At 41.0% G+C, this 25,598-nt stretch carries 26 protein-coding genes and 1 pseudogene; 11 read left to right on the top strand and 16 right to left on the bottom strand.

Features of this window, described 5'->3' with window-relative positions:
- Nucleotide 1: 1 nt before the first annotated feature.
- The 3 genes from dat to K7399_RS04810 form a co-directional block, all read right to left on the bottom strand.
- Entirely contained in the window at nt 2–859 is an 858-nt protein-coding gene (gene dat / locus K7399_RS04820; protein WP_128166674.1) for a D-amino-acid transaminase, read from the bottom strand.
- Between the two features lie 99 nt (nt 860–958).
- Complete coding sequence (locus K7399_RS04815; protein ID WP_128166672.1) at nt 959–1,675, bottom strand: SGNH/GDSL hydrolase family protein; 717 nt, start codon at nt 1,673–1,675, stop codon at nt 959–961.
- Nucleotides 1,676–1,740: 65 nt separating this feature from the next.
- Nucleotides 1,741–2,268: a GrpB family protein gene (locus tag K7399_RS04810; protein ID WP_028977683.1), complete on the bottom strand. Its 528-nt coding sequence runs from the start codon at nt 2,266–2,268 to the stop codon at nt 1,741–1,743.
- Between the two features lie 262 nt (nt 2,269–2,530).
- Between K7399_RS04810 and K7399_RS04805 the strand changes: the two genes are divergently transcribed.
- Nucleotides 2,531–3,904, top strand: coding sequence for a dipeptidase (locus tag K7399_RS04805; RefSeq protein WP_028977684.1), 1,374 nt, complete (start codon nt 2,531–2,533; stop codon nt 3,902–3,904).
- Between the two features lie 272 nt (nt 3,905–4,176).
- Here the strand turns inward: K7399_RS04805 and acnA are convergent, their stop codons facing one another.
- The 5 genes and pseudogenes from acnA to K7399_RS04780 all read right to left on the bottom strand — a co-directional run.
- Nucleotides 4,177–6,912, bottom strand: coding sequence for an aconitate hydratase AcnA (gene acnA, locus K7399_RS04800; RefSeq protein ID WP_051578052.1), 2,736 nt, complete (start codon nt 6,910–6,912; stop codon nt 4,177–4,179).
- 401 nt (nt 6,913–7,313) lie between these two features.
- Complete coding sequence (locus tag K7399_RS04795) at nt 7,314–8,042, bottom strand: GntR family transcriptional regulator (RefSeq protein WP_028977686.1); 729 nt, start codon at nt 8,040–8,042, stop codon at nt 7,314–7,316.
- 4 nt (nt 8,043–8,046) lie between these two features.
- Nucleotides 8,047–8,787, bottom strand: a complete 741-nt coding sequence (gene nagB / locus K7399_RS04790; RefSeq protein ID WP_028983058.1) for a glucosamine-6-phosphate deaminase — start codon at nt 8,785–8,787, stop codon at nt 8,047–8,049.
- A gap of 1 nt (nt 8,788) precedes the next feature.
- The gene (gene nagA, locus K7399_RS04785) at nt 8,789–9,958 is read right to left on the bottom strand and encodes an N-acetylglucosamine-6-phosphate deacetylase (RefSeq protein WP_028977688.1); all 1,170 of its coding nucleotides are present in this window, start codon (nt 9,956–9,958) and stop codon (nt 8,789–8,791) included.
- A gap of 285 nt (nt 9,959–10,243) precedes the next feature.
- Nucleotides 10,244–10,339: pseudogene (locus K7399_RS04780) on the bottom strand (YneF family protein); the annotation flags it as partial.
- Nucleotides 10,340–10,628: 289 nt separating this feature from the next.
- Here K7399_RS04780 and K7399_RS04775 point away from each other — a divergent pair.
- The 6 genes from K7399_RS04775 to K7399_RS04750 all read left to right on the top strand — a co-directional run bounded on the left by K7399_RS04775 (nt 10,629) and on the right by K7399_RS04750 (nt 14,822).
- Nucleotides 10,629–10,868 carry a hypothetical protein gene (locus K7399_RS04775; protein WP_128166669.1) on the top strand — a complete coding sequence of 80 codons (240 nt, stop codon included), beginning with the start codon at nt 10,629–10,631 and terminating at the stop codon, nt 10,866–10,868.
- A complete protein-coding gene (locus K7399_RS04770; RefSeq protein WP_128166667.1) occupies nt 10,868–11,992 on the top strand; it encodes a phage portal protein in 1,125 nt (374 codons plus the stop codon). The genes K7399_RS04775 and K7399_RS04770 overlap by 1 nt, the downstream gene beginning before the upstream one ends.
- Nucleotides 11,993–12,033: 41 nt before the next feature.
- Nucleotides 12,034–12,963 (top strand): phage major capsid protein, encoded by a 930-nt coding sequence (locus K7399_RS04765; RefSeq protein ID WP_128166665.1) that lies wholly within the window; start codon nt 12,034–12,036, stop codon nt 12,961–12,963.
- Nucleotides 12,964–12,969: 6 nt separating this feature from the next.
- Nucleotides 12,970–13,293 carry a head-tail connector protein gene (locus K7399_RS04760; RefSeq protein WP_128166663.1) on the top strand — a complete coding sequence of 108 codons (324 nt, stop codon included), beginning with the start codon at nt 12,970–12,972 and terminating at the stop codon, nt 13,291–13,293.
- A gap of 1 nt (nt 13,294) precedes the next feature.
- The gene (locus K7399_RS04755; protein WP_128166661.1) at nt 13,295–13,648 is read left to right on the top strand and encodes a phage head completion protein; all 354 of its coding nucleotides are present in this window, start codon (nt 13,295–13,297) and stop codon (nt 13,646–13,648) included.
- 466 nt (nt 13,649–14,114) lie between these two features.
- A complete protein-coding gene (locus K7399_RS04750) occupies nt 14,115–14,822 on the top strand; it encodes an HK97 family phage prohead protease (RefSeq protein ID WP_128166659.1) in 708 nt (235 codons plus the stop codon).
- A gap of 135 nt (nt 14,823–14,957) precedes the next feature.
- Here the strand turns inward: K7399_RS04750 and K7399_RS04745 are convergent, their stop codons facing one another.
- From K7399_RS04745 to yneA, 7 genes are all read right to left on the bottom strand, one after another.
- A complete protein-coding gene (locus K7399_RS04745; RefSeq protein WP_128166657.1) occupies nt 14,958–16,079 on the bottom strand; it encodes a hypothetical protein in 1,122 nt (373 codons plus the stop codon).
- 504 nt (nt 16,080–16,583) lie between these two features.
- Entirely contained in the window at nt 16,584–17,192 is a 609-nt protein-coding gene (locus K7399_RS04740; protein ID WP_128166655.1) for a helix-turn-helix domain-containing protein, read from the bottom strand.
- Between the two features lie 150 nt (nt 17,193–17,342).
- Nucleotides 17,343–17,615, bottom strand: a complete 273-nt coding sequence (locus K7399_RS04735) for a hypothetical protein (protein WP_128166653.1) — start codon at nt 17,613–17,615, stop codon at nt 17,343–17,345.
- Entirely contained in the window at nt 17,608–17,730 is a 123-nt protein-coding gene (locus K7399_RS16130; RefSeq protein WP_263282754.1) for a hypothetical protein, read from the bottom strand. Before K7399_RS16130 ends, K7399_RS04735 begins: the two co-directional genes overlap by 8 nt.
- On the bottom strand, nt 17,723–18,670 hold the full coding sequence (locus K7399_RS04730; protein WP_223362490.1) for a tyrosine-type recombinase/integrase: 948 nt from the start codon (nt 18,668–18,670) through the stop codon (nt 17,723–17,725). The genes K7399_RS16130 and K7399_RS04730 overlap by 8 nt, the downstream gene beginning before the upstream one ends.
- Before the next feature lie 175 nt (nt 18,671–18,845).
- Nucleotides 18,846–19,061, bottom strand: a complete 216-nt coding sequence (locus K7399_RS04725; RefSeq protein ID WP_010025811.1) for a YneF family protein — start codon at nt 19,059–19,061, stop codon at nt 18,846–18,848.
- A 491-nt stretch (nt 19,062–19,552) separates the two neighbouring features.
- Nucleotides 19,553–19,852, bottom strand: coding sequence for a cell division suppressor protein YneA (yneA, locus tag K7399_RS04720; RefSeq protein WP_028977689.1), 300 nt, complete (start codon nt 19,850–19,852; stop codon nt 19,553–19,555).
- Nucleotides 19,853–20,011: 159 nt separating this feature from the next.
- Between yneA and lexA the strand changes: the two genes are divergently transcribed.
- From lexA to K7399_RS04705, 3 genes are all read left to right on the top strand, one after another.
- Nucleotides 20,012–20,626, top strand: a complete 615-nt coding sequence (gene lexA / locus K7399_RS04715) for a transcriptional repressor LexA (protein ID WP_028977690.1) — start codon at nt 20,012–20,014, stop codon at nt 20,624–20,626.
- A 206-nt stretch (nt 20,627–20,832) separates the two neighbouring features.
- Nucleotides 20,833–21,171 (top strand): phasin family protein, encoded by a 339-nt coding sequence (locus K7399_RS04710; RefSeq protein ID WP_128166651.1) that lies wholly within the window; start codon nt 20,833–20,835, stop codon nt 21,169–21,171.
- Between the two features lie 22 nt (nt 21,172–21,193).
- On the top strand, nt 21,194–22,873 hold the full coding sequence (locus tag K7399_RS04705) for an ABC1 kinase family protein (RefSeq protein WP_206612228.1): 1,680 nt from the start codon (nt 21,194–21,196) through the stop codon (nt 22,871–22,873).
- 112 nt (nt 22,874–22,985) lie between these two features.
- Here K7399_RS04705 and K7399_RS04700 read toward each other — a convergent pair whose 3' ends face one another.
- Nucleotides 22,986–23,576 carry a hypothetical protein gene (locus tag K7399_RS04700; protein WP_128166649.1) on the bottom strand — a complete coding sequence of 197 codons (591 nt, stop codon included), beginning with the start codon at nt 23,574–23,576 and terminating at the stop codon, nt 22,986–22,988.
- A 238-nt stretch (nt 23,577–23,814) separates the two neighbouring features.
- Here K7399_RS04700 and K7399_RS04695 point away from each other — a divergent pair, with 238 nt between their 5' ends.
- Nucleotides 23,815–25,545, top strand: a complete 1,731-nt coding sequence (locus K7399_RS04695; protein WP_128166647.1) for a pyruvate oxidase — start codon at nt 23,815–23,817, stop codon at nt 25,543–25,545.
- Nucleotides 25,546–25,598 lie beyond the last annotated feature (53 nt).

Genomic DNA, 25,598 nt, shown 5'->3' with positions numbered 1-25,598 from the left:
TTTATGAAACCGTTTGAGTTCGAATCCGTTCTACTTCAGCATCAAATGCGGCAATCAGCTTTTTCGAGAGTGCACCAGGTTCTCCAGCGTTGATCAGTTGATCGTCAATTTGCAGTACTGGTTTTACTTCATTGCTTGTACTCGTAATGAATACTTCGTCTGCATGCAACAGTTCTTCCAGCGTGAATTCACGCTCAGAAACCGGAATATCAAGTTGTTTTGCCAGATCGAGAACAAACAAGCGTGTGATCCCATTAAGAATCAGATGATCAGCCGGATGCGTCACGAGTTCCCCAGCTTTGGCAATGAATACATTGCTTGATGATCCTTCTGTAACGGTTTCCCCGCGATGCAAAATCGCCTCTCCAGCGCTCACACTGTGCGCTTTTTGTTTCGCAAGGACATTTCCCAGCAGATTCAGCGTTTTAATGTCGCACCGCAGCCAGCGAATATCCTCTGCAAGCACCGCTTTAATTCCTTTCGGTCGTTTTGACAGATCGCGAACCTTGGACGATACGGAGCCGGTGATTACAGGCGGCGTGTGTTCCGGAAAAAAGTGCTGTCGCGGAGCTGCTCCCCTTGTAATTTGGAAATAGACAACGCCGTCCTCTAATTGGTTCAGTTCGATCAGCTTTTTAATGTTATCTGCGAGATGCTCAATGCTGTAAGGCAATGTCAAACTAAGCTCGCGTGCACTGCGTTCCAAGCGTTTCAGATGCGGCTCAAGTAAGAAAATTTTTCCGCTGTAGACCATCATTGCTTCATAAATGCCATCTCCAAATTGATAGCCTCGGTCTTCAATATCCACCTTTGCTTGCGTGCGATCGATAAATTGATCCTGATACAATATCGTTGCCAACGCCGCAACCCCCTCTTACAATCGATAATCTGATTATATGCTCCTTTTGTCGGCACGACAATCCCGTACTATTCAGATTTACTAATCCTAAGTGATCTATTATTTTTTTGTTTGCTTTTTTACAATTTCTTCAATCAGTCGCTTAGCCATTTTGTTATAGCCTTCACGATTTGGGTGAAAGTGATCTTTAGAGAGCAGCTGTTTCGACTTGTTTCGAAACAAGTCGCTCGTCGGGATGAATGAAATGGGCTGATAATTTTCACTAATCTGCTTGCTGTTGGCGTTCCACTTAGCCAAAATTGGTACAAAATCTTCATTGGCTTCACCGAGATAGTCTTCAAAAGGATTATAAAGTCCAAAATAATAGACAGAGGCATCGGGGTTTAATTGACGGATTTCCTTCAATACTTGCTTCAATTTAGTCGAAAAGATTGTTTGTTCTTTATTAAAATCACCGGCGTGCAGATCAAGAAAATTCTGTCTGAAAACATGAACAATATCATTGCCGCCTATGGTAAGAAAAATGGTATTGGAAGCTTTGATCGCCTTGCGATATTTTGGCTGCTTGAGCTTCTTTAACAAATCAGCGGAGGTATCTCCACGATGACCAAGATCGCTTACTGAAACACTTTTTACATTTTTTTCTTTCTTGAGCATTTCAGCGGCTGCTCCAACATAGCCCTGATTCTCAAGATCCCCGACACCTTCAGTCAGCGAATCGCCTAAAGCCGTTATTTTGTAAAGGATGGGTTTCGGCTTTTTGGGAGCAGCACTCGGCCGCAGCGCGATATAGCCAAAAATCACTGCTGCAGCCATTAATACAATTAAAAGATAAATGATTGCTTTCTTTTTAATTTCCTTCGACCCCTCTTACTTTTTCTTTATGCGTCGTACCACCACTGCAAGGCACGCTGCTCAATGTACCTACACATTTCCTTCTTTCCCAACCAGTAACTCTCGCGATCATCTGAAAACTGTTCGGCAAGCTTAATCTTGATCTGACTGTAGCTTGCAGCATCGTCATCATGCGTTCTTAAATAGTCGCGAAAGGCAAGATGACGAACAACATCTTCTGATTCAGCTTCAAAGACATGCAAATGTACCAGGTGATCGCCCGAAGCATCTTTCTTTTCAAAATAACGGCGCCTTCGAATCCCATATTCCCCTAGTGCTTCATAACCGGCTTGAGACAATTTGCCAGTATACGCATCAACACCGGACAAATCATGCACCTCGGCAAGAATATCGATGGTAGGCTTAGCTGCCATGCCTTCAATGGACGTACTTCCAATATGGTGAATAGCAGTCAGCAGCGGTTCAAGGATATGTGCAACATGTGCGGCTTCACGCTTATAGTTGACCTCCCATTTGGGATCATAAGGAACAACGTGAAGCTTATTCTGAGCCATTCAAATCACCTCTCATAGCAAAGACTCGTGATCATTCTAACATAGGCGATTGTTCACGTCAGAGAAAAGTGCTAAAAAACTCAAATTTCAAAACCGGATCATCCCTCGATAAGATTTTTCGTGAACCACCGCGCTTTTCTTTATATTTGTCTGTTGTACGCAATCACGTCTTACGGCACCGTTTATCACGACTCGCGTATTTTTCTTTTATTTCAGCAGTCTGCTACAATAAATAGGATCAATCAAAATGGGAGGGTTTTCCATGGAAGAACCTATCGTGACGACTTTAGAAAAAAATAGAGACCGCTACTTAAAACAAATGATTGAATTTCTGTCTATTCCCAGTATCAGCTCTGATTCAACGCACAAAGCAGATGTACGCCGCGCTGCTGAATGGTTGGCGAACGATTTAAAACACGGTGGTCTGAGTCATGTGCAGATTCTTGAAACAGCCGGTCACCCGGTTGTTTATGCCGATTATTTAACTGATGAGAACAAACCCACCGTTCTCTGTTACGGACACTATGACGTGCAACCGGTTGATCCAGTCGATCAATGGCAAACGGATCCTTTTAAACCAGAGATCAGAGACAACATCATTTACGGACGCGGGACAAGCGATGACAAAGGCCAAGTCTTCATGCTGGCTAAGATGGCTGAAACGATTCTTGACGCAACCGGAACACTTCCGGTCAACCTTAAATTCTGTTTTGAAGGTGAAGAAGAAATTGGTAGTGCTCATCTCGATGATTTTGTTGATGCGCATCTTGATCTACTGAAAGCGGATGTTCTGCTTGTTTCCGATACGACCATGCTTGGCATGGATCAGCCGGCTGTCAGCTACGGTCTCCGCGGTATTTGCGGCCTAGAAGTACGTTTGCGCGGCCCCAAAGGAGACCTTCACTCCGGTGTCTACGGCGGCGCTGTACAAAACACACTGCATGCAATGGTTGAATTGTTGGCCAGCCTGCATGATCATCATGGCCGTGTAACGGTTGACGGCTTCTACGACCAAGTAAAGCCTTTGACAAAAGAGGAACGAAAGGTTTGTGAAACGCTTTCTGATGATGACGTGCTGAAAAAAGAGCTTGATGTTGATGCGTTATATGGTGAAGAAGGTTACCCAACGGTTGCACGCATCTGGTCACGCCCGACATTGGAATTGAATGGTGTTTACGGCGGCTTTCAAGGCGAAGGTTTAAAAACCGTTATTCCGTCTACAGCTACCGCCAAAATAACATGCCGGCTTGTTCCTGATCAGGATCCGGCACTCATCGGAGCTCTTTTGAGAAAACATCTTAAGGACCATCTGCCTGCCGGTGTTAAATTGGAAGTAGAATTAATGGACCATGCCGATCCATTCATTATGCCTGTTGACCATCCTGCTTTACAAGCTGCCCACAATGCCCTTGAAAAAGCATTCCATACAAAGGCTATTCTGTCACGCCAAGGCGGATCAGTACCTATTGTCAATACATTCCATGACAAACTAGGACTTGCCCCGATACTCATGGGGTTCGGATTGGACAGTGAGAATTTCCATGCGCCCAACGAACATTTTCATCTTAAGAATTTTGATCGCGGATTGCGCGCTTTAACTGAGTTTTTATTCGAGCTTTCCAAACAAATGAACTAATTACTCATTGATAAAGACCTTGCGCATAAGAAAAGAGGCTGCCATATCGGCAGCCTCTTTTTCATTGAAGAAGTTCTATGAAGTTTGTTCATGCATAGCGAATCTTTTCTTGAGTTTCTTTAAAAAAAGAATTCAGTGATAACCCTAGGATCAAACGTTAACCATCCCAACGGAACTCACTCCCTCGAAAATCATCCGTATGTCTGAAGGAACTTTCATAATCTCCTTCGTTCATTATCATGGCTATTTGTGAGAGAATTATACGTAGCGGTTTATTTTTTCAAAAGTTTTTTACGTAAAACCGTTTGCAGGATTCCTCCATTACGGTAATAGTCCATTTCAACTTCGCTGTCAAAGCGGACAATGACGGGAAACTTAACCGATTTTCCGTTTAAGGCGACCGCTTCCGCCTGAACACGTGCACCTGGCACAATCGTCTCGTCAACCGATACGGAAATTGCCTCTTCTCCTGTTAGTCCAAGTGTTTCGGCACTCTGCCCGCTCTCGAATTGAAGCGGGAGAACCCCCATCATGACCAAGTTGCTTCGATGAATGCGTTCATAACTCTCGGCGATGACTGCTTTAATTCCAAGCAGCCTCGTCCCTTTTGCGGCCCAATCGCGTGAACTGCCCATGCCGTAATCCTTACCTGCAAGAACGATTAAGTCGGTGCCATCTTGTTTGTACTTCATCGCAGCATCATAAATCGGCATCACTTCTCGAGTCGGCCAATACGTCGTATATCCGCCTTCTGTGCCTGGGGCAATTTGATTTCGAATGCGGACATTTGCGAACGTACCGCGCATCATGACCTCATGGTTCCCTCGTCTTGATCCGTACGAGTTGAAGTCAATCCGATCGACTCCTTTATCCATTAAATAGCGTCCCGCCGGGCTGTCACCCGCAATTGATCCTGCTGGCGAAATATGGTCGGTGGTGACCGAGTCGGCAAATTTTCCGATAACACGCATTGCCTGTAACGGCTCAATCGTTTTTAATTCTGCCGAAAGATTTTCGAAAAATGGCGGATTCTGGATATAGGTTGACGCTTTATCCCAATCATACAATTCGCCCGCACTCGTCTCAATGGCATTCCATCGCTTGTTTTCCGTAAAGACACGCGCATATTCTTTTTTAAAGCTTTCAGGTCCAACTGCACGATGCATGACCGCTTCAATCTCAGAACGAGATGGCCAGAGATCCTTAAAATAAACCTCATTTCCGTCTCGATCTTTCCCAAACGAATCATGGAGCAGGTCAAAATTAACGGATCCGGCCAGTGCATACGCAACAACCAGAGGCGGCGATGCTAAATAGTTGGCGCGAATGAGCGGATGAATGCGCCCCTCAAAATTACGATTCCCTGAAAGTACGGCCGCCACAGTCAAATCTTGATCAACGATCGCTTGCTCAACAGCTTCCGGCAATGGCCCGGAGTTGCCGATACAAGTGGTGCATCCATAGCCAACAACATTAAAACCTAATGTTTCCAGATCAGGTAATAAGCCGGCCTTTTCAAGGTAATCTGTAACAACCTTTGATCCGGGAGCAAGACTGGTCTTTACATAATCAGGAACAGTCAATCCCTTTTCCACGGCTTTTTTAGCGACAAGCCCGGCACCAATCATGACACTTGGATTACTTGTATTCGTGCAGCTTGTGATTGCTGCAATGACCACAGCTCCGGTACCAAGATGCTCTTGATTGCCGTTATTCCCACTGACAAGTGTCGACTTTTTCAGTTCATCTTTTCCCAAACCAAATCCCTGATTTCCGGATGGCCGAGTGAGTGATGCTTCAAATTCACGCTTCATATCCCGAAGCGAGATGCGATCTTGAGGTCTCTTCGGACCAGCCAGTGACGGTGTTACATTGTTTAAATTCAGTTCCAAAACTTTTGTAAAATGTGGGTCTTTCGCACCGGCTGTATAGAATAAACCATTTGCCTTGCAATAATCTTCAACCAGCTGCACCTGTTCCTCCGCACGTCCACTTAAACGAAGATAGTCCAAAGTCACTTGATCTACTGGAAAATAAGTCGCTGTTGCACCGTTTTCCGGAGACATGTTTGCAATGGTTGCACGATCCGCAAGCGCCATATGAGACAGACTAGGTCCGAAAAATTCAACAAATTTTCCGACCACACCTTCCGCTCTAAGAAGCTGCGTGACGCTTAAGGCCAAATCGGTAGCCGTCGCTCCTTCTGACAAACTTCCAACGATCCGTACACCAACGACGTCCGGAACCGGAAAATAGGAGGGCTGCCCTAGCATACCTGCTTCAGCTTCTATACCGCCTACGCCCCATCCGAGTACGCCTAAACCGTTAATCATTGTCGTATGCGAATCTGTTCCGACCAAAGTATCTGGGAAAGCAAACAATGTGCCGTCACGCTCAACCTTGTGGACAACCGATGCCAAATATTCCAAATTGACTTGATGAACAATTCCTGTGGCAGGAGGAACCGCACGAAAATTCTCAAACGATGATTGTGCCCACTTTAAAAATGTATACCGTTCTTTGTTCCGTTCAAACTCACGTTCCATATTAAATCGCAGTGCCTGATTCGTACCGAATCGATCGACTTGGACGGAGTGATCGACAACGAGATCGACAGGTTTCTCAGGATTGATCTTCTCAGGATCACCCCCCATATCTGCCATCGCTTTGCGCATCGATGCCAAATCAACGACAGCTGGAACACCGGTGAAATCCTGAAGAATAATTCGCGATGGATTAAACGGGACGTCAATCGCTTTATCTAATTGATCCGTTCCCCACTTGGCTAAATTAATCACGTGCTCCTTTTTAATCGCTCCCCCATCACATTGACGAAGGACGGCCTCAAGCAATACTTTGATCGAATATGGAAGACGATCAATATTCCCGTAATCCGCTAAAGCGCTTAATTGATAATAGTGAATAGGCTGACCAAGACTGATAAACGTTTTGATCGCATGAAATACATCTGTAGCTTTCGTACCTTTTGTTCCAACTGCTCCAGACATGTTTTCCCTCCTGTCCGATCTTAATAACTCTATATATTTTTATCATAATCGAACTTAACCATTAAGTAAATTTTATTTATTTAATTAGTTTGTATAAGTTTTACTTATTTAAGGGGGAATTCGAATAAAACGCTGCGGCAGTCTTGGGGCATTAGAATGGCTACTCCTCCGGCGCTGAGCGTTTACATGACTTCCGCAGGATGCAGTGACTTCTGCGTTGGCACCGGACGTACTTTCACAGGATGTGATGACTTTCGCGTTGCATACAGGACGTATGCGCACTTAGCGAAAGTTCCTTTACAATTAGCAGAAGTTCCTTTTTTAATAACGCTAATCGTCGTACCAGTAAGGGCAAATCATATCCTTTCTTTACATGCAAAAAAGATAAGCAACCAAGTTGTTTATCTTCTCGGTAAATCAATTTTAAATTTATATCGATCCGCACGAAATAATGATTTTGTCTGTTCAATCGGCTGACCGTTGCTTAGATAGGCACAACGATTGATGAGCAGAATCGGTGAACCTTTGGCAACATCTAAAATTTTTGCTTCTTCAGAGGTCACAATTGATGCTTCAATGGACTGCTCCGCATGGTTAATCGTCATACCGGTTTCTCGTTCAATGTAATGGTACAGAGAAGGACTAACTTGCTGATCAGTCAAATGCGGCAGAACGCGTACCGGAATATAGGAAGTCTCGATTGCCATAGGCTCATCATCAGCCAGGCGCACACGTTTTATCTCGTAGACGTTTTCTCCCTCTTGCAATTTAAGCTGCATCGCAATTTTGTCTGGGGGGTGCACGATGGAAAAGTGCAGCATCCTGCTCCCCGGCTTCAAACCGCGGCTGATCATGTCTTCGGAGAAGCCATTAAAGCCAAGCAATTTCTTCTCAATCTTTTCTTGAGCAGCAACAAATGTCCCTTTTCCCTTGATTCGAATTAAGATACCCGCATGAACCAAATTCATAATGGCTTGGCGTACAGTCATACGCGATACATGAAACTGATCCGTAAATTCGCGTTCAGAAGGAATCTGGTCCCCAGTCGTCAACTGCTTCTGGTTAATTAGGTCTTCGATATACCTTTCAATCTGATAATACATAGGCATCGGAGATTTGTGGTCAATCATTTCATCAATCCTTGCTGACTTTTGTTTGAGAAAGTGCCGCTTCATCAGCAATAATGATGACGTTCTTATGCTGCGTGAGCGCTGATGCTGGAAAACTGCTGTCTGCCCGACTTGCAAGCACCAGCTTACCTACTGCATCTGCTTTCTCTTCACCTGAAGCGATTAAAAGAATTTGCCTGCTCTTTAAGATCGTACCGATGCCCATGGTAACGGCCTCAGTTGGTACATCCTCTATGCTTCCAAAATAGCGAGCATTCGCGTGGCGTGTCGATTCTGTTAACTTCACCACATGTGTGCCAAGTGTCAGAGAAGACCCCGGCTCATTAAAACCAATGTGTCCATTGCGTCCGATTCCGAGCAATTGGAGGTCTACCCCTCCGAGGCTTTCAATTAAAGCGTCATAACGTGCACAAGCCTCATCTGAAGTATCCAAGCCGTTCGGTAAAAAATACCGTCCATCAGGTATATCAACATGATCAAAAAAGTGCTGCTTCATGTATGAGTTATAGCTGTTTGGATCTTGTGGGTCAATCCCAGCGTACTCATCGAGATTTACCGTATGGATCGATTGATAACTGGTTCCGTTTGCTTGATGATCATTGACCAGTTCTTGATACGTGCCCTCGGGGGTTCCTCCAGTAGCAAGACCAAGAACAGCATCGGGTTTGCTCACGACAAGTTTCCGAATGATTTCAGCAGCTTTCGTACTCATTTCTTGATTATCTTTAACAGAAATAATTTTCATGTCAATCCACCTCTTCTTTTTGATAGGCAATGGTGCCGCGACAAATGGTCAGTACAAGTTCATTCTTCTCATTTAAAACAATTAGATCGGCATCTTTTCCTGCTTCTAGTGATCCTTTGTGATCAAATACCCCACACTGCAATGCTGGATTGATTGCACCCATTTGTACAACATCTGCCGGTGTCGCGTCAGTAAACGCAAGCATATTTCGCAATGAATCTTTCATTTTAAGTACACTGCCGGCAATCGTTCCATCCTTTAATACGGCCATCCCTTTATCTACAAAAACATCCTGGCCGCCGAGATCATAAACACCATTTTTCAGGCATTTGGCGCGCATCGAATCGGTAATTAAAATCATCCGATCACTGCCTTTTAATTTATAAGCAAGATTTACCATACCTTGACATACGTGATGGCCGTCACAAATCAGTTCAGTATAAAGGTCATGATGTAGCAGCGCACCACCGAGAATGCCAGGTTCACGATGATGCATCCCTCTCATCCCATTATAAAGATGCGTGACTTGTGTTGCTCCGGCATCAATAGCGCGAATGACATCTTCATCAATTCCATTCGTATGACCGATTGAAGCAACAACATGTTGCTGCTTCAAATGACGAATGAAGTCAAGACCACCATTTAATTCTGGTGCCATGGTCACTTCCTTGATATGGTTTCCTGAAATGCTCTGCCAATGATCAAATAAGGAAACATCCGGATCAATGATGAAGCGTTCAGGCTGAGCGCCTGCTTTTTCTTTGTTAATGAATGGCCCTTCAAGATGAATCCCAATGATCTCTGCTTCACCGGATTTCTGATGACCGATAACCGCTCCTGCATTTTCAACCGCCTTTTCGATTGCAGGAACCGATTGGGTAATCGTCGTTGCTAGAAATGAGGTTGTCCCTTCTTTCGCCAACGCCGAAGCAATTTTGCTCAATGCCTCTGGTGTTGCATCCATTGTGTCTGCGCCATCGGCACCATGGATATGCATGTCGATCATTCCCGGCAAACACTTGTAGGTCGAAGGAAAATGCAGGGTCTGATCTGTTGATTGAGACGAATGAGCGTTAATGCTTTCGATTGTTTCTCCATCAATAATCAGGCTCCCGTTTTCAATCCATTCATTCTGACTATAAATGGAACAACCATCAATTTTAGTCGCCATAAAATCGCTTCCTTTTTTCTTTTATTGTAGCATTTTGCAGCTCATCCTGTCTAGACATCTATACTTTGTCTGCATTATAAACTCACAATACATCCCATGGCTTTTCTTGTTACCATGATCTCATTGATACGCAAAGATACGAAACTCTTGTTGAATCGTACTTGATGCAAGTACGATTGCACGTCATCGGTTGGCTGCCAGTTTTCAAAACAATAAAAAACACCATCGACAGAGGATGGTGTTTTGTGAAAGATTAACCTATTTTACAATCGTGATTAATCGTCCTTATTTCACTTGATTATTGATGGCTTTCATCATCTGATTAATCTTTTTCTGCGATGGGTGCTGACCCATTTGTGTCATCATCACGCGTAACCCTTGATTTAATCAGGTTTTTATTTTCTTTGACACTTCACTATTCAATATGAAAAATATACTCCTATTAGGAGGATTAATCAATATTTTTACCGAAAAAGTTTAAAAAAAATTAAATTTTCTGCATAATTATCTGAATTATTTGATAATAAGTGTTATACTATAAATAGAGAGAGGTTCTCTTCTTTCTTCCTCTCTCGCTCGCTCAATCAACTTTTAGTTTTTTCTCACTATTTCTTTCAATTTTACACCCGCCCTTAGCCTAGGGGCGGGATACATAAAGGAAGTTTTTAAAATGAATCAACGAATATTAAACGATGTAAAAAATATAGTTCACAAAGTCAACAATATGATGTCATCTTTTCCTGAACCTTACCGCCGTAAAGTCATTATTTATATGACGTTAAACGAGAATAAGTATTTGTCACTCATGTTTTTGACTAACGTCATTAATGCCGCACTAAAGCAAGAAAACATGCAACCAGTGCGCTATGCGCAAGTTCAATATTTAAATGGGCAAAGGGGGCGTAAATAATGGGTTTTTTAAATTGGAATAGTCACAGACAAAGTAATAAAAAAATTAGTGGTGTTATCGTTGGGCAGCGTTATCATAGCTTCACAATTGATGAAAATAGTGCCTTGAAAATACCTCTTTTAAGTAAAGGCATTAATCTAATAGCAAATGACATTGCAGGTATTCCCCTACTCAAAAATGAAAAAGAATGCGCATCCGATGCGCTGCATGTGCCAGATTTTCAAAGTAAGGAAGAATGGCTCCAAGACTTGATTCAGCAACTTTTGCTACATGGTAGAGCGTATCTCTATAACAGCGGCAAAGCATGGCAGGTGCTAGAGAGTAAAAGAATGACAGAAAATGGAATTAGTGAAGATGCAATAACAGTAGATCATTATCGATATGTGTATAGTGGACTTGCGGGACAAAAAGAAATATCGCCTGAAAAGCTAATCTGCTTCCACTATGGCAATGGCGTTCTGAATTATGACGAGTTATTACAAGCTGCCCTGCAAATGCAGCATTATCAAGCGATTACCTTACAACAAGCGCAAAAGCCCAACGGCATTTTAACAACCACTGGGAAACTAATGAAAGATAGTGCAGAAAAGATTCGCAGCCAATGGGAAAATCTTATTAAGGGCAATAAAATAGCTGTTCTAGAAAGCGGTTTGGAATATAAACAGCTTTCATTGAACCCAGATCAAATGACCATGCCCGAAATGAGTAAGATATTAAATGTCTCCATTGCTGATGCGCTAAACTTGCAACCGGAAATGATTATAAGCAGCAGCAACAAATATAATAGTTTGCCACAGCGTAATTCCCTATATATGGATGACACTTTGCAGCCAATTATTAATTGTCTTGAAAACGGTTTGCAGAGGATTATTTCAAACATCAAGTTTGATGTTACGCAATTCGAAAACAAACTAGACCAAGAATCCAAAATGCAGCTGCTTAAAGATCAGTTAGATTACAGTCTCATTAACACTGATGAAGCACGTGCAGCACTTGGCTTAAAGCCAACAGGAAACCCGCAAAAGCACTACTCAACAGGTAAGGCATATCAGAATGCTGATGGCACTTTGTTTCAGCCAAACTTGCCGCAACAACAAAAAAATAACGATCAGGCTTCAGCTTGATTATTAATATCAGAATTTTTAAATAAAGGAAGTTTTTTTAAATGGTAAAATTAGCAGAAGATCACGAAAATAATTTGCAGAATGTTTTAAACAATAGCATTGAATTGCGCTCTATGAATGCGTTCACCGACACGAATAATGTGCCAGTAATTCCGCAGCAAGTGAGCGATAAGATTTTTGAAATCGTATCTGAAATAGCTCCACTCTATGCCCAGTCACAGAAGTTTCAAGGTGTCGGCACTATTTCCGTTCCAGTTGAAAAGGCTGAACCTGAAGATGCTGAAATGTTAGCTGAAGGTATTGCTTCAGTGCCAGTAGACCATGAGATAGATACAGTTGAACTGAAGCCAAAACGTTTGACCGCTAGCCTATCAGCAACTAATCAGCTTTTGAACGGAACAACAGCAGGACTTGAGACTTATTTCAGCAATTATTTGGGTCGTAGGATCGGTAACAAACTTGATAACGTTATTCTAAATGGTCAAGCCAACAGTGACAAGACACCAGTTGACATGCTAGGCATATATAAATTCATTGACGGTACGGCAAGCGTACAGACCGCTGAAGCTGCACAGCTTGCAGATGCTGTTATCACTGAATATGCTTCATTGAAGCAAGAGTATATTAACGGCGCAATGTGGGTAATGAATCGTGACATGTTCGATAAACTACTACACCTGAAGAACACGCAAGGCGACTATTATTTAGTTCAGTGGTCACAAGCTCAAGGATATGTATTGCTAGGCTTGCCGATTCAAATCAGTGAACACGCTAAGGCTGATAGTGTACTCTTGATTATTCCTGCCGCTTCACTCGCTTCATTCACTAGCAAAGACATTAACATTGCCAGTGTAAACAATGACAGCACTACACTTTTATCGGATACGACGCTTTTTGTTGCTTGCGCTCATGTTCACGTTGCGCCAGTAAGTCTTGAAGCTATTCGCTTACTGAACATCACAGAAGCGTGATAGCTTATGTCCGATACATTGAGTACGCCAATCACAGAGTTAAATATTGATTTAATCAAAACCTATTTACGAGTAGACTATAACGATGATGATGCACTTTTGCAAAACATGCTTGATGCCGCTAGGTCAACCATTCAAACTTTTCTTAACCGCCCATACACTGACTTTGACCCAGTGCCGCAAGAGTTCACAATAGCCGCCCTATCGCTCATAGGTACGTGGTATAACCACAGGGAAATATACTCAGAGCAAAGTAGAGGGCAAGAGCCTTTACCGTTAATGTATCAAGCAATCTTGAGTCCATTTCGTGTTTGGGCAATGGGTGATTGAATTGGCAAAGATTGATTTGAAACTTTTCAAATATCGTTTACACTTTATAAAAATAAGTGAGGAAAAAGTTGGCGGTCGAGTTGTTGAAAGTGAAGAAGAAGCGTTCACTCGCTGGGCAGCTAGGCGCAACTATACGACAACTGAGGTCATAACAATGACCGCTAACGGCAGCCAAATGCAGAATACACAACAATATATTATCAGGCAATCGCTTCTTGATGAAGATAACCCTGATATAACAATGAAAGTTCATAACCCTGATGACGAAACGCAGAAGTTGAACATAGTTTCAGTTGAGAAAGACTTTCTGAATCAACCTTTTATGCTGATTACCGTTGAGTCAGGCACAATTTGAGTAAAAATCATCCTTTTTGGGCGATTTTATATAGATTTTCGCCAAAAATTGACACTACTAAATGGAATTATATTCCATTTAGTATACATATTGTCGCATAGCTTTTTTGTGAACATTGTGTGACAAAGTAATATATAAACATAGTTTTATTCATTTTGGGTGGGTTTTAAGTCGATTTTGTGGGTTTTTGAAGTGAATTTTGCTCAAAACTGAAAAATTACGGCAGCCAAAAATGCAAAAGTTTGAGCGCAAAATGACAGCGCAAAAGTATAACAGCCAGATGCCAAAAGCTCATAAACCCCGCTGCTATGGGGTTTCTGGGTCTTTCCCCCATTATCTCAGAAAAAAACGGTGTCTAACGCTTTATGCCGCGCTGGGTTTCGCAAATCAACCTTGTACCAAAACGGACTTTCAAGGTTGAGTAGTTTTTCAATATTTATATTAAATTTTTTAAAAGGTGTTTTTAATGGAATTATTTACAAATGAAGGTCGTTACTTTCTTCGAGGTCAACTAAAAAGTAACACACTCTCGCACCAAATTCAAGGGGTAGGCGGCTCTTTTGTTGAACAAATCAACCCTGAAGCCTTGCAGCACGTGCCTGATAGTGTCCCCCTCCTATTTGAACATGACACTAGAAAAGTTATGGGCAAAGCAAAAACAGAATACAGAAACGGAAATTTAAATTTCACAGTAGAGTTGAGCAAAAGTGACTATGAAGCCTTACAGCAAAATAATAAAAAATTTGGTTTTTCGTTTGGCTTTAAGCCTTTGAAAGATATTTGGGACAGATCAAAAACAATTGCCAAAAGGTCACTAGAAAAAATAAAACTTATTGAAATTTCATTGACCGCTAACCCTGCCTATGAGTTCCGCAGCTTAGATAATGCAAATAACTTTAATTTAAAGGAAGATACAAAAATGGATACACAAGAGCAACAAGATAACAAAGATATTATTGAAGCAATCAACACATTGAATGACAGCGTTCAGGCTCTCACAGCCGCTATTGAGAAGCAGCAAGGCAGCAAAGATGATTCTACTACTAAGGAAGATCAAAAAGCTGAACCTGAAGCACCTGAAGCCGATGAACAGCCTGAAGATGAAGATACAGCAGATCAGGAAAAGGAAAAACGTTCACTTACCTTCAGCGACTTTCTGAACGCCATTCGATAATCCAATTATAAATTAAGACCGCCAAAAATGGTGGTCTTTTTATTTTATCTATCTGTTATTTTTTGGTTTACAGTTTATATCTTTGCGATATAATATAAGTGAAAGGCAATACATTTAATATTTAAAACGGATATTTTATTTAACTTCTTCTACTTTTAAATTAGAATTATCTTTAATATAATAGTCGAAAAGCAGTTCAGCATCTTGAATATAACTACCTTCATATTTTGATCTATCTAATTCATTTGTGAAAACTAAAGTGCCGAATCCTTTAGTTTTTTTTATTTGTTCTCTAAATTTTTTCTGCCTTTTCTCCGCTAATTTCAATGCTTTATCACTCATTAACTCATGAATTTCCTCAAGTGAAAAACTGTCTTTGCTCAGTTCCTGAATGATTTTCTTTTTAGTGTTCCGCTGAATACCCACTAAACTATAAAAAAATATAATGTGATGTGATTTTAAAAAAGCATTCATTGCTTGCTGATAGCAATTTACTTTTTCTCTAATGTCTTTGTCATGCGGTGGAAACATCACGTCACGCAAAGTTATTTTCTCTTTATCTAACAGGCTAATTTGCGTTTCGTGAACATTGCGGCTCAATTCATCGTCTAAACGATCAAAATAGTGCCTATCGTTATTGTCATATCTTAATGCTCCGTATTGCGTTTCATTTATTTTTATCAGTTTGCGATCATGGAGATAATTAATTGCTCGACACATTGCCTTTTTTGCTCTTATTTCTTCTTGCTGCACAATGTCACGCCTAATTTGCCAATTTATGTTTTTACCATTGATATTTATATCAGATAAATACCGTTCGTTTGAATCATAGTGATGAGATTTAATCGCATCATTAATAAGCCGATTATCAGGATATAAACCAATTAATTTAATCCATTCAGTGTATGAATGGGGCGTCCCTGAATTATCAAGCATCAAATATGACAATAACCTTTTTAACATTGTATTAGTCGTTAGCTCTAGTGTTCTGCCTGAACGTCCTTTCCTATGATCAACTCTCATGAGTGGCTTATCGCGTTTATTCTCACAAACTATTACTTTTTTCTTACCTCTACCAGTGTAATAAACATTAGAATAGAACCGTTCTAATTCACTTTTTAATTTTTCAGGGTAGTAACTATTTTTCAATATTCCGTATTTTCCAATTTGCTGCTTCATAGCAGAAAAATCAAAATCAGGATCAATTATTTCCGCAAACTCGATTGCATCTTTTATTGGCTTTCTTATTGCGTCCAAGTTTATTCTATCTCCTTCAAAAAAGAACAATCTTTTATTGTATATAAAGATTAAGTGTTTTCTTTGATTCTTTATATACCAAAAAACTTTGTTCGTTTTTCATTTTTTATAAGTGTATAAAAATAGAGGAAAATTTCCTCACCTCTATTGTCTGACAATTTACTTTACTTTGCATGAAAGATTTAATGCTTATTATGCATTAATATTAGATTAATTAATAACATAATAATCATTAATATTTCATGTTCATCTTTCTTATATCTCGCTTGGCGGCAAGTGTAAACTATTCAGCTAACAGCGCATCACATTCATTAATAAAAATATCATGATATATGTTTTTTACTGTATTAGTAAAATATGCGGCAAAGTTGCGGATTTTCTTGATTTTGGCTTGTCCTACTGTCTGTTTTAAGGCATGAATAGCACCTGATGCGATATGTTCAGGTAATATGTTAATTTTCCATGCTTGATGCTTGCAGATATGCCACAATTCATTTATCTGCTTCAGGTTGACACCAAAATAGCATGATAAAGATGTGCAAAGTCATGATCTATATTGTCAGGCAGCAAGTCGAGTGTCTCACGATTATTTAAAGGATTACTAGATAATTTTTTAGGTAATGAATAGGTAGATTCTTGAAAACTATCATTTTCGCCCATTGTAGAGCCATTTTCACTGGAATTGTGATGGCTATTGTCTCTGTCATTATCAGGGACATTAATATTTAATAGTTTGCACCACTCAGTAAAATAAGGATGCTGCACGAAGAAATAAACAGGCTTGCCACAGCAATTGAAGTGTCCTTTTCTGCGATAAGCTATAAAAATTATGCTTGCTTGCTGAAGGTTTTTCATTATTCGTCTTATTGTACGCTCAGAGACACCATTTTCAGCAAGGTAAGTCTGGGAAGCGTAGCAATAGCCTTTGTTATGTGCAAGGAAACAGAGCCAGTCTAGAGCGTCCCTTGTGCCTTGTTTGAGCCTATAATATCTGTCACCATAAAATGAAATGATGGAATTTAAGAATTTATCTTTAATGGATTTGTCGTGTAGTGCTTCATGGGATTGCATTTGTCTGAAGGTTGAATGTTCTATGATTGTTCGGTTTTTCATGTGTGTGCGCTCCAATTTTATGATTTATTGGCGCACTTGAATAAGCCTAACGGTTGACGTTTTTTTTCACGAATGTTAGACTATGATTATCGTTGGATAACCGTAATATTCAAGTGCTGAAGTCACATGTTCCCGCATGTGGCTTTTGTTTTACCCTTTTTTAATACGTGCTGCCATTCCTGCGAATAGTGGAAAGTTTGTAATTGAATCACAGGTATTCAATGCTTGCTGAACGGTTATCTGCATGTACTCGTTGCCGTTTTGAATCTCTAATAGGTAACTGTCATTCAGATGAATTTCAGCGGCTTCAGTGACAAGTGTGACTGTGTTATTTTCAATGATTAGAGTGCCAAAAGTCCAACCATCCAAAAATGCGTCAAATTGACGAATACTTTTCTGCATGCTTGAGTGAAGATCAAACATTTTTTCGCTCTCCTTCAATATCGTTTAAAAAATCATCAACAAATTTTTTTAATTCCTTTGAATCTAAAAGCTTGAAAAGCTGTTTGTCTGCTTCATGTTGCTGTTTCTTAGTCATTTTTTGTCGCTCTCCTATTTGCTCTATTTAGGTTCATCAAGGGGCTGCTTGACACTGCTTTATCAATAAGTTGACTGTCCTCTAGTGAACGTAAGTAACGTTCTGTGATCGCCGTTGAGGAATGCCCTAACAGCCGACTTAATGAGTAAAGGTCGATTTTTCCAGATTTCAATGCTTCGACACTGTAATAATGCCTGAATGTATGTGGTGAGCAGCGTACACCTGTTATACTGGCTCTTTTCCCAGCTTCCCTAATGATGTTATATAAGCCTGTGTGGGTTATTTCTTCACCAAGGTAATTCAAGAAATAATTTTCATCATGTGGGAAAACACGTTTCACAAATTGACGTCGAAAACGCTCATAGCGTATTAAAACCTTTTTAAGCGCAGGTGAAATAAAAACAATGCGCTCTTTATTGCCTTTCCCTAATACATTGATTTGTGTGAGTTTTATGTCATCGGGTTTTAGTCGTCTGATTTCAATGCTTCTCAAGCCGCAATCGGCAAGCATTGAAATGATTGCTTTATTCCTTACTTCTAGGTATGAGTTTTCCTTAAACGAGTGAATCATTCTGTAAACTTGATTAGGTGTGAAAGTGTTGATGATCGTTTTTGGAGTTTTCGGGCATTCCACTTTATCCATGATGTTTTCTTTGAGGTAATTTTCCGAAACCATCCATGAAAAAAAAGCATGAATGCATTTATGGAGTGTGACAAGCGAAGAAGCTTTATTTCCTTTGAGCCTTTTAAGGTGAAAATAGGCTTGTAGATCAAAATGCGTCAGAGTATTTAGTTTTGTGATTCCTCTTTTCTGCTCTAAATACGTCACAAGGTGCTCGATTTCGAAGGTCTTATTCTTCATGGTCTTTTCAGTAAAGCCGCTTGCTGCACAGTGGTAAAGGTATTCCTGCATTAGGTCGTTAATCACAAAGTTGCTCATAAAAAAACACCCCAATCTGTTTGATCTTTCTACAGAGTGAAGTGTTATTGAAAAGTAAACCTGAAAGGTTAAACGATTTGATGCTGAAAACGTATCGACAGATCAACCAAGTAAATGTATCGCTCGCAAGACTTTTAAAGTCTCACCGCTTAAAAACCCTGTTCCAATAGGGTTTTTATTTCACTTGATTATTGATGGCTTTCATCATCTGATTAATCTTTTTCTGCGATGGGTGCTGACCCATTTGTGTCATCATCACGCGTAACATGTTTTCGTTAATCGGCGGGTTCTTCTTCAAATAACTCATCATATATTTACGGGCGATCAAGAAACCGAGAATCAATCCGACCGCGAGACAGATCACGCCTATTAATATGTATAACCAGAGCATAGTGTGCGTCCTCCTTGTATCAAATTTCCATAGTTCAGTTTACACTATCTCGCGAATCATGGTCAACTCTGTTACAGAAAGAACGGGCGGCATCTGTTCCGTACGGTTACGCTGCATGCAGTTTTTATTCATCAATCTTGCGCTTCTTGAACATTTCAGCTGTTCGTCTACCACAGGTGTCTTGTGGTTGCATTTAGAGCCCAGTTAATAAAGAGATGACGCTGATTCCGTACTGGAAAATCACAAGTCAAGATTTACTGTCTTTATCGGTAAAAAAAAGAAAGCATAGACTGAATATCAGTCCGCTTTCCATCTGAAGGAGGATGAAAAATGGCCATTAATGGAAAAATGCCATTAATGGATTCATAAGCTTCAAAAACAAAAAGGAAAAGAAACAATTGTACTAATACATCATTTCATCAATCCTTTTGTTATATAACAGTATAGCACACAATCGTCTTTTTTGCTCCTTTTAAAGGCTTGGGATTTCATTATTTATTTTTTTTCACTGGAATAATCAGCTTTTGGTTGGGAACAATTTGATCGCGCACCAAACCATTTTCATTTTTCACCCAATCAATGAATGCCTGCTTGGTAAGTCTCGGCGTTTCATCTTTGTAATCGGTCGCAATTGACCACAATGAGTCTCCGTGCTTGACCGTTACTTCCTTATATATTGTTTGATCCGCAGCAACTGTATTCGTTAATGTAAAAAATAAGACAACAGATAAAATGCAGAATATGATAATAAATGATAGTCCTCTGGTCTTGTGATTTGCCTGCATATTCATTTAAGTTCCCCCTCATTAGGAATGCTTGTTCTCAAGAACGTTTGTTCGTTTTCTCTATTTTAATGCGAACATGTATTTGTGTCAATGCATTTAGAACAAATGTTTGCATCTGTTTTTTTCAAATGCTATACTATTGTCAAGATAAGGAAAAGGAGAAGTATCATGAAACTCTCAAATCGGCAGCAAGCAATCCTTGATTACATAAAACATGAAGTTGCCAGTAAAGGTTATCCCCCTTCTGTACGTGAAATTTGTGATGCTGTTGGGCTCGCATCGAGTTCAACGGTACATGGTCATTTAGCGCGACTTGAAAAAAAAGGCTTAATCAGACGTGATCCCACAAAGCCAAGGGCGATTGAGGTTCTCGATCATGATGGAGACATTTTCACCGAGAAAACCGTCAATATTCCGGTTATTGGTAAAGTAACTGCAGGGCTTCCGATTAGCGCAGTTGAAAATATTGAAGAATATTTCCCTGTTCCGCTCTCAATCGTTGAAGACGATGACGCATTTATTCTTAATGTAACTGGTGAAAGTATGATCAACGCCGGAATTCTCGATGGCGACAAAGTGATTGTCCGTCAGCAGCGCACTGCAGAAAATGGAGAAATCGTTGTCGCAATGACCGATGAGGATGAAGCAACCGTCAAACGATTCTTCAAAGAGGAGGACCATATTCGTCTACAACCGGAGAATCCGTCAATGAATCCGATTTTACTTGATAACTGTGCGATCCTCGGAAAAGTAATCGGCGTATTTCGCACTATCAAATAACTTCTCTCAGTCGTTCATTGCTTGTTACCACCTCCTGAAGGGTCTCGTTCTTCAGGAGGTTTTGTTTTATGGAATAAAAAGGATAGCGAATGATTTAGAACTCATCCATCGAGTGCTCCAGAACAGCATTTCAAGTGACAATAGGTTGGTTCCGTATACAGGTACCGTTCAGTCGGTTAAAATAGAGAAAAGAAAAGGAGGAATGAATGATGAACGAATGGTTGAAAACAGGTTTCCTTATTGGGATCGGGGCAGCCTCTGCCGGCAAGGAGAAAGTCGAAAAGATACTTAGTGATCTTTCCAATAACGGCAGCGCGGCAGCTGATGAAACGAAGGTATTGCTGAAAACATTAGGTGATAAAGGTAAGAAAAGTACAGAGAATTTGAACCAACAGCTGCATCAAGGCATCAGCGATTCACTTCACGAACTTGGATTTGTAACACATGAAGAACTGGCACAGCTTCAGCAACAAATAGCCTTTTTGGAAACTGAAATTAAGCAGTTAAAGGCGGTTGTCAGCCAGAACGAAAACGAAGAAAAATAACCTTTTTTCAGGTGAAGCGACAATGATTGGAAAACACATTCGTCATCTTAAAAGATATCGAGAAATTGTTTCAGTTCTGGTTAAATACGGATTCGGCTATCTTGTAAAAGATGTCGGCTTGTTTCATTTGCTCTCATTACCCAAACAGATTGCGGCTGATTTATCCGGAAACGGACAAGAGCAAAGATCATTAGGGCAACGTATACGGCTTATGTTAGAAGAACTCGGACCTACTTTTATTAAACTTGGCCAACTGCTTAGCTTGAGAACCGATATATTGCCGGAACAAATTGCTGACGAATTGCGCAATCTTCAGGATCAGGTTACACCCGTAAACGTAGAATCCATCAAGCAGATTATTGCTGAAGAATTCGGAGCACCCGTTGAAGACGTCTTTGCTCGTTTTGACGATTCGTGTATCGCTGCGGCTTCAATGGGTCAGGCGCACTATGCTCAATTGAAAAGCGGCGAGAAAGTTGCAGTTAAAATCAGACGTCCGGACATTGAATCGGTTGTTGCCAATGACATTGAAATTCTATGGGACTTAGCCTCCCTTGTCGATAAACGGTACGAATGGGCACGCACTTATCAAGTGTTGGATCTCGTGGAAGAATTTTCTACAGCCGTTCATAAAGAATTAGACTATACACTAGAAGCGCGAAACACCAAAAAGCTTTATTCCTTTTTTAGGGATAACGATCAAGTCGTCATTCCTAAGGTTTACGATGATTACTCCTCAGCTCGCGTCTTAACCTTAGACTATATTAACGGTTATAAGGTGCAGGATTTACTTGAGCGTACCCCGGCCGATATTGATAAAAAAACGCTCTGTGAATGGCTTGTTCGTTCCTTTCTGGATCAAGCACTCGTCTTCGGCATTTTTCACGGAGATCCTCATCCCGGAAATTTATTCTTCTTCTCCGGCAACAAAATCGGCTACATTGATTTTGGTCAAGTCGGTTATTTAAATGAAACGATGAAACGAGATTTCGGCGATTTAATTATTGGATTAATGAAAGGCAACACGGACATGTTGGTTCGTACGTTGTCTGTAATGACTGACATTCCGGACGATTTGAATGAACGTCAGTTCAAAATGGATCTGGATGCACTGCGTGAAAAATATTACATGCTCCCTTTTAAAGAAGTACACATCGGCAAAGTCGTTCATGATATCTTTGAAGTGACCAAAAAACATCGTATTGGCATTCCAAAGAACTATACACTGCTCGGGAAATCACTCATCACGCTCGAAGGAATCATTACCCAGCTCGATTGTGAAATAAGTATTCTTGAACTTGCAGAACCCTATGGTCATAAATTACTCATACACCGATTGAACCTGACTGATCTTACAAAGAAACTATTCATGAACAGTTATGATGTTGTTGACAACAGTATACAACTGCCTTCTTTATTGCGGAAAACACTCACGCATTTAAATAAAGGGAAAACTCGTGTAGAAATGAAACTTCCCCAATTAGAATTTCTACTTGCAAAAGTTGATCGCGCTGCGAACCGTATTTCATTCAGTATTATGCTGCTTTCATTCAGCATCATTTTGGCATGCATTATTCTCGGTGAGGCATTTGGTGCTCGATCGCTTATCAGTAACGTGCCAATTATTGGCATAGCGGTCACCATCGTTCTTTTCATGTTTATGATCGTCCTTCTTTCAATTTTCCGCTCCGGCCGCTTTTAAAATCGGAGCCTTCCTTACTTTTGATCAGGATTAAACGTTGGATTCTTTGGTGAACAGGCAATGACATCCGCTTGCACGGTTTGCCGCCAAACTCAGGATGACTTTCTTATCGTCAAGGTGCCTTAATCGTCAAACGAAAAATTCGGGAACCAATCGTCGAATCAAGTGTTGCTGCAATGCGATTAAGCTGCACCTGCACGATAATCGCATTGTCTAATTTCTCCTCTTTATGGCGCAAAAGCCGATTGCACTCATCAGACAGAAAGCGGATTTTCTGCTCATCAATTCCTTTCCCCGCTAAAAAAAGTGTAGCTGCTCTACCATGCTCCGGACGTATCGTGATCCAACGCGCTCCGGGTTTATTTGAGATCATACGGCAGACACAGCCTTCAGCAGCATCGGCTATCGCGAGCAAAACATCTTGCCGGTCACTAGATACGGCTGTTACCTCTTCCTTCAGCTGTGCAAGCATTGCAGAATCGATCGCATAAGGATGATCTTGAAACGTAAACATGCGTTTTATCCTTTTCAATCGTTTCTCACTTCCCGTACATGCGATGAATTGATAGTCTGAAATACGTACAAAATTTGGTTTCTTCGACAGACTGATCTGAATTTCTCCCTCATCGTTCGCTTCAACTTGGTTTCCGTCACTCACCACAGATATCCATTGGTTCGATGCAATAATCGAAACAAAACTCAAATATAACCCCTCCTTCAAGGCTTCTTCTCTATTATAGAAACAATCCATTCGAAAAAGAAGTATCGATCAACCTGTCCGTCGATGATTTATGAGCATATCGGTTTGCATTTTTTTCTATTTGTCATAAAATGAACCCATAAGGTTCAATTTATTGTCACATTTTATATAGAGAAAGATCTTGAAACGTAAACAAAAATCTGTTTCAAGAATGTATTCAACTCTGGAGGAGGAACCCAATATGGGAAAAGTAAAAGCAAGTGATGCAGTCGTCAAGTTGCTGGAAAACTGGGGCATTGATCATATCTATGGTATCCCCGGCGACTCCATTGACACGATGGTTGAAGCATTACGCAAAGAAGAAAGCAAAATAAAATTTTACACGGTTCGTCATGAAGAAGTCGCTTCACTCGCAGCTGCAGCTTATTCAAAACTAACCGGAAAAATCGGTGTGTGCCTTGCAATTGGCGGTCCTGGTGCGATTCACCTACTCAACGGCATGTATGATGCTAAGATGGATCATGTACCGATGCTTGTACTTGTCGGACATATTCCATCACGTTTGACCGGAACCGATTATTTTCAAGAAGTCGACACAGTGGAACTGTTTAAAGATGTTGCTGTATACAACAAAAAAATCACAAGCGCCGAAAGCTTCCCGGCTGTTGTCAACCAAGCAATCCGCACGGCTTATACAAAACGCGGCGTTGCGGTTCTCTCCATTCCGGATGATATTCCGCTAGGTGAGATTTCCGACAGTGCGCCTCAACTTTCAACGATTTTTGAGAAGAAAACGCCTGGTCTTGTTCAAGATGATTTGAATGATGCGGTAGCCTTAATTAACAATGCAACGCGTCCGGTCATTTTAGCAGGTGTTGGCGCGAAAAATGCAAAGAATGAACTCAAAGCCTTTGCAGAACGTATCGACGCACCCGTTGCGATCACATTGCCCGGCAAAGGAGCAATTTCAGATTTGCACCCGAACTTTATCGGCAATATTGGCAAAATCGGTACAAAGCCTGCCTATCGAGCAATGAAAAGTTCTGATTTGCTGATCATGATCGGTACCGATTATCCCTATGCAGCATATCTTCCGGAAGGTGCAAAATGTGTTCAGATCGACATTGATCCTGAAAAAATCGGCAAGCGTTATGCGGTAACTAACGGAATTGTCGGTGATGCTGCTGAAGCGCTCGCCTACTTAACAGAACATGTAACACCTGTTTCTGACCGTCCATTCCTGAAAACATGCCAAGACAACATGAAGACTTGGTGGAACTGGATGAATGAGGATCAGGATCAAAAGAAATCGCCGATTGCTCCTGAAGCATTGATGGCAGGCATTGAATCCATTTCTGAGGATGACACGATTTATTCTGTGGATGTCGGTACGTCAACGGTTTGGTCAACACGTTATCTCAGACTTAGAGATAATCAAGACTTTATTGTTTCTGCATGGCTAGGTACGATGGGATGCGGTCTTCCCGGTGCCATCGCAGCCAAACAGACATTCCCAGATCGTCAAGCCATCGCCATCACGGGGGATGGTGCATTTGCAATGGTGATGCAAGACTTTGCTACTGCCGTTCATTACAAAATGCCGATTATCGTTGTCGTTTTAAACAACAAACAATTGGCGTTCATTAAATATGAACAACAGTCCGCCGGTCAATTAAAATATGCTGTTGACTTTGGTGACATTGATTATGCCAAGTTTGCCAAAGCATGCGGCGGAAAAGGATTCCGGATTCAAAAATATGAAGAACTCCAGCCTGCTCTAGAGCAAGCCAAAGCATCAGATGTGCCGGTAATTCTTGACGTTGCCGTAGATGTAAATGCTGCGCCGCTTCCAGGAAAAATTGTGATGGATGAAGCAAAGGGTTATGCACGATTCACGGCGAAATCAATTGCTGAAAATCACAAAATGGAAAAAATGCCGCCAATGAAGACGGTTATGCGTCGGTTCCTGTAATCGATTTGATCATAAAGTGAAAAAAGGATCTGCCCCTCTGAGGGCAGATCCTT

The organism is Sporolactobacillus terrae, from assembly GCF_019930545.1.
In the GTDB taxonomy this organism is placed as follows: domain Bacteria; phylum Bacillota; class Bacilli; order Bacillales; family Sporolactobacillaceae; genus Sporolactobacillus; species Sporolactobacillus terrae.
This window is presented reverse-complemented; position numbering and strand designations above follow the sequence as displayed.

Bases quoted from the DNA above. Each gene is read 5' to 3' on its own strand.
- K7399_RS04805 (WP_028977684.1), top strand. From the start codon at position 2,531: ATGGAAGAACCTATCGTGACGACTTTAGAAAAAAATAGAGACCGCTAC.
- nagB (WP_028983058.1), bottom strand. From the start codon at position 8,787: ATGAAAATTATTTCTGTTAAAGATAATCAAGAAATGAGTACGAAAGCT.
- K7399_RS04815 (WP_128166672.1), bottom strand. From the start codon at position 1,675: ATGGCTGCAGCAGTGATTTTTGGCTATATCGCGCTGCGGCCGAGTGCT.
- K7399_RS04730 (WP_223362490.1), bottom strand. From the start codon at position 18,670: ATGAGCAACTTTGTGATTAACGACCTAATGCAGGAATACCTTTACCAC.
- K7399_RS04760 (WP_128166663.1), top strand. From the start codon at position 12,970: ATGTCCGATACATTGAGTACGCCAATCACAGAGTTAAATATTGATTTA.
- K7399_RS04810 (WP_028977683.1), bottom strand. From the start codon at position 2,268: ATGGCTCAGAATAAGCTTCACGTTGTTCCTTATGATCCCAAATGGGAG.
- acnA (WP_051578052.1), bottom strand. From the start codon at position 6,912: ATGTCTGGAGCAGTTGGAACAAAAGGTACGAAAGCTACAGATGTATTT.
- K7399_RS04705 (WP_206612228.1), top strand. From the start codon at position 21,194: ATGATTGGAAAACACATTCGTCATCTTAAAAGATATCGAGAAATTGTT.
- yneA (WP_028977689.1), bottom strand. From the start codon at position 19,852: ATGAATATGCAGGCAAATCACAAGACCAGAGGACTATCATTTATTATC.
- K7399_RS04725 (WP_010025811.1), bottom strand. From the start codon at position 19,061: ATGCTCTGGTTATACATATTAATAGGCGTGATCTGTCTCGCGGTCGGA.
- K7399_RS04695 (WP_128166647.1), top strand. From the start codon at position 23,815: ATGGGAAAAGTAAAAGCAAGTGATGCAGTCGTCAAGTTGCTGGAAAAC.
- K7399_RS04710 (WP_128166651.1), top strand. From the start codon at position 20,833: ATGATGAACGAATGGTTGAAAACAGGTTTCCTTATTGGGATCGGGGCA.
- K7399_RS04775 (WP_128166669.1), top strand. From the start codon at position 10,629: ATGAATCAACGAATATTAAACGATGTAAAAAATATAGTTCACAAAGTC.
- K7399_RS04765 (WP_128166665.1), top strand. From the start codon at position 12,034: ATGGTAAAATTAGCAGAAGATCACGAAAATAATTTGCAGAATGTTTTA.
- nagA (WP_028977688.1), bottom strand. From the start codon at position 9,958: ATGGCGACTAAAATTGATGGTTGTTCCATTTATAGTCAGAATGAATGG.
- K7399_RS04735 (WP_128166653.1), bottom strand. From the start codon at position 17,615: ATGTTTGATCTTCACTCAAGCATGCAGAAAAGTATTCGTCAATTTGAC.
- K7399_RS16130 (WP_263282754.1), bottom strand. From the start codon at position 17,730: ATGACTAAGAAACAGCAACATGAAGCAGACAAACAGCTTTTCAAGCTT.
- K7399_RS04740 (WP_128166655.1), bottom strand. From the start codon at position 17,192: ATGAAAAACCGAACAATCATAGAACATTCAACCTTCAGACAAATGCAA.
- K7399_RS04750 (WP_128166659.1), top strand. From the start codon at position 14,115: ATGGAATTATTTACAAATGAAGGTCGTTACTTTCTTCGAGGTCAACTA.
- K7399_RS04795 (WP_028977686.1), bottom strand. From the start codon at position 8,042: ATGATTGACCACAAATCTCCGATGCCTATGTATTATCAGATTGAAAGG.
- K7399_RS04770 (WP_128166667.1), top strand. From the start codon at position 10,868: ATGGGTTTTTTAAATTGGAATAGTCACAGACAAAGTAATAAAAAAATT.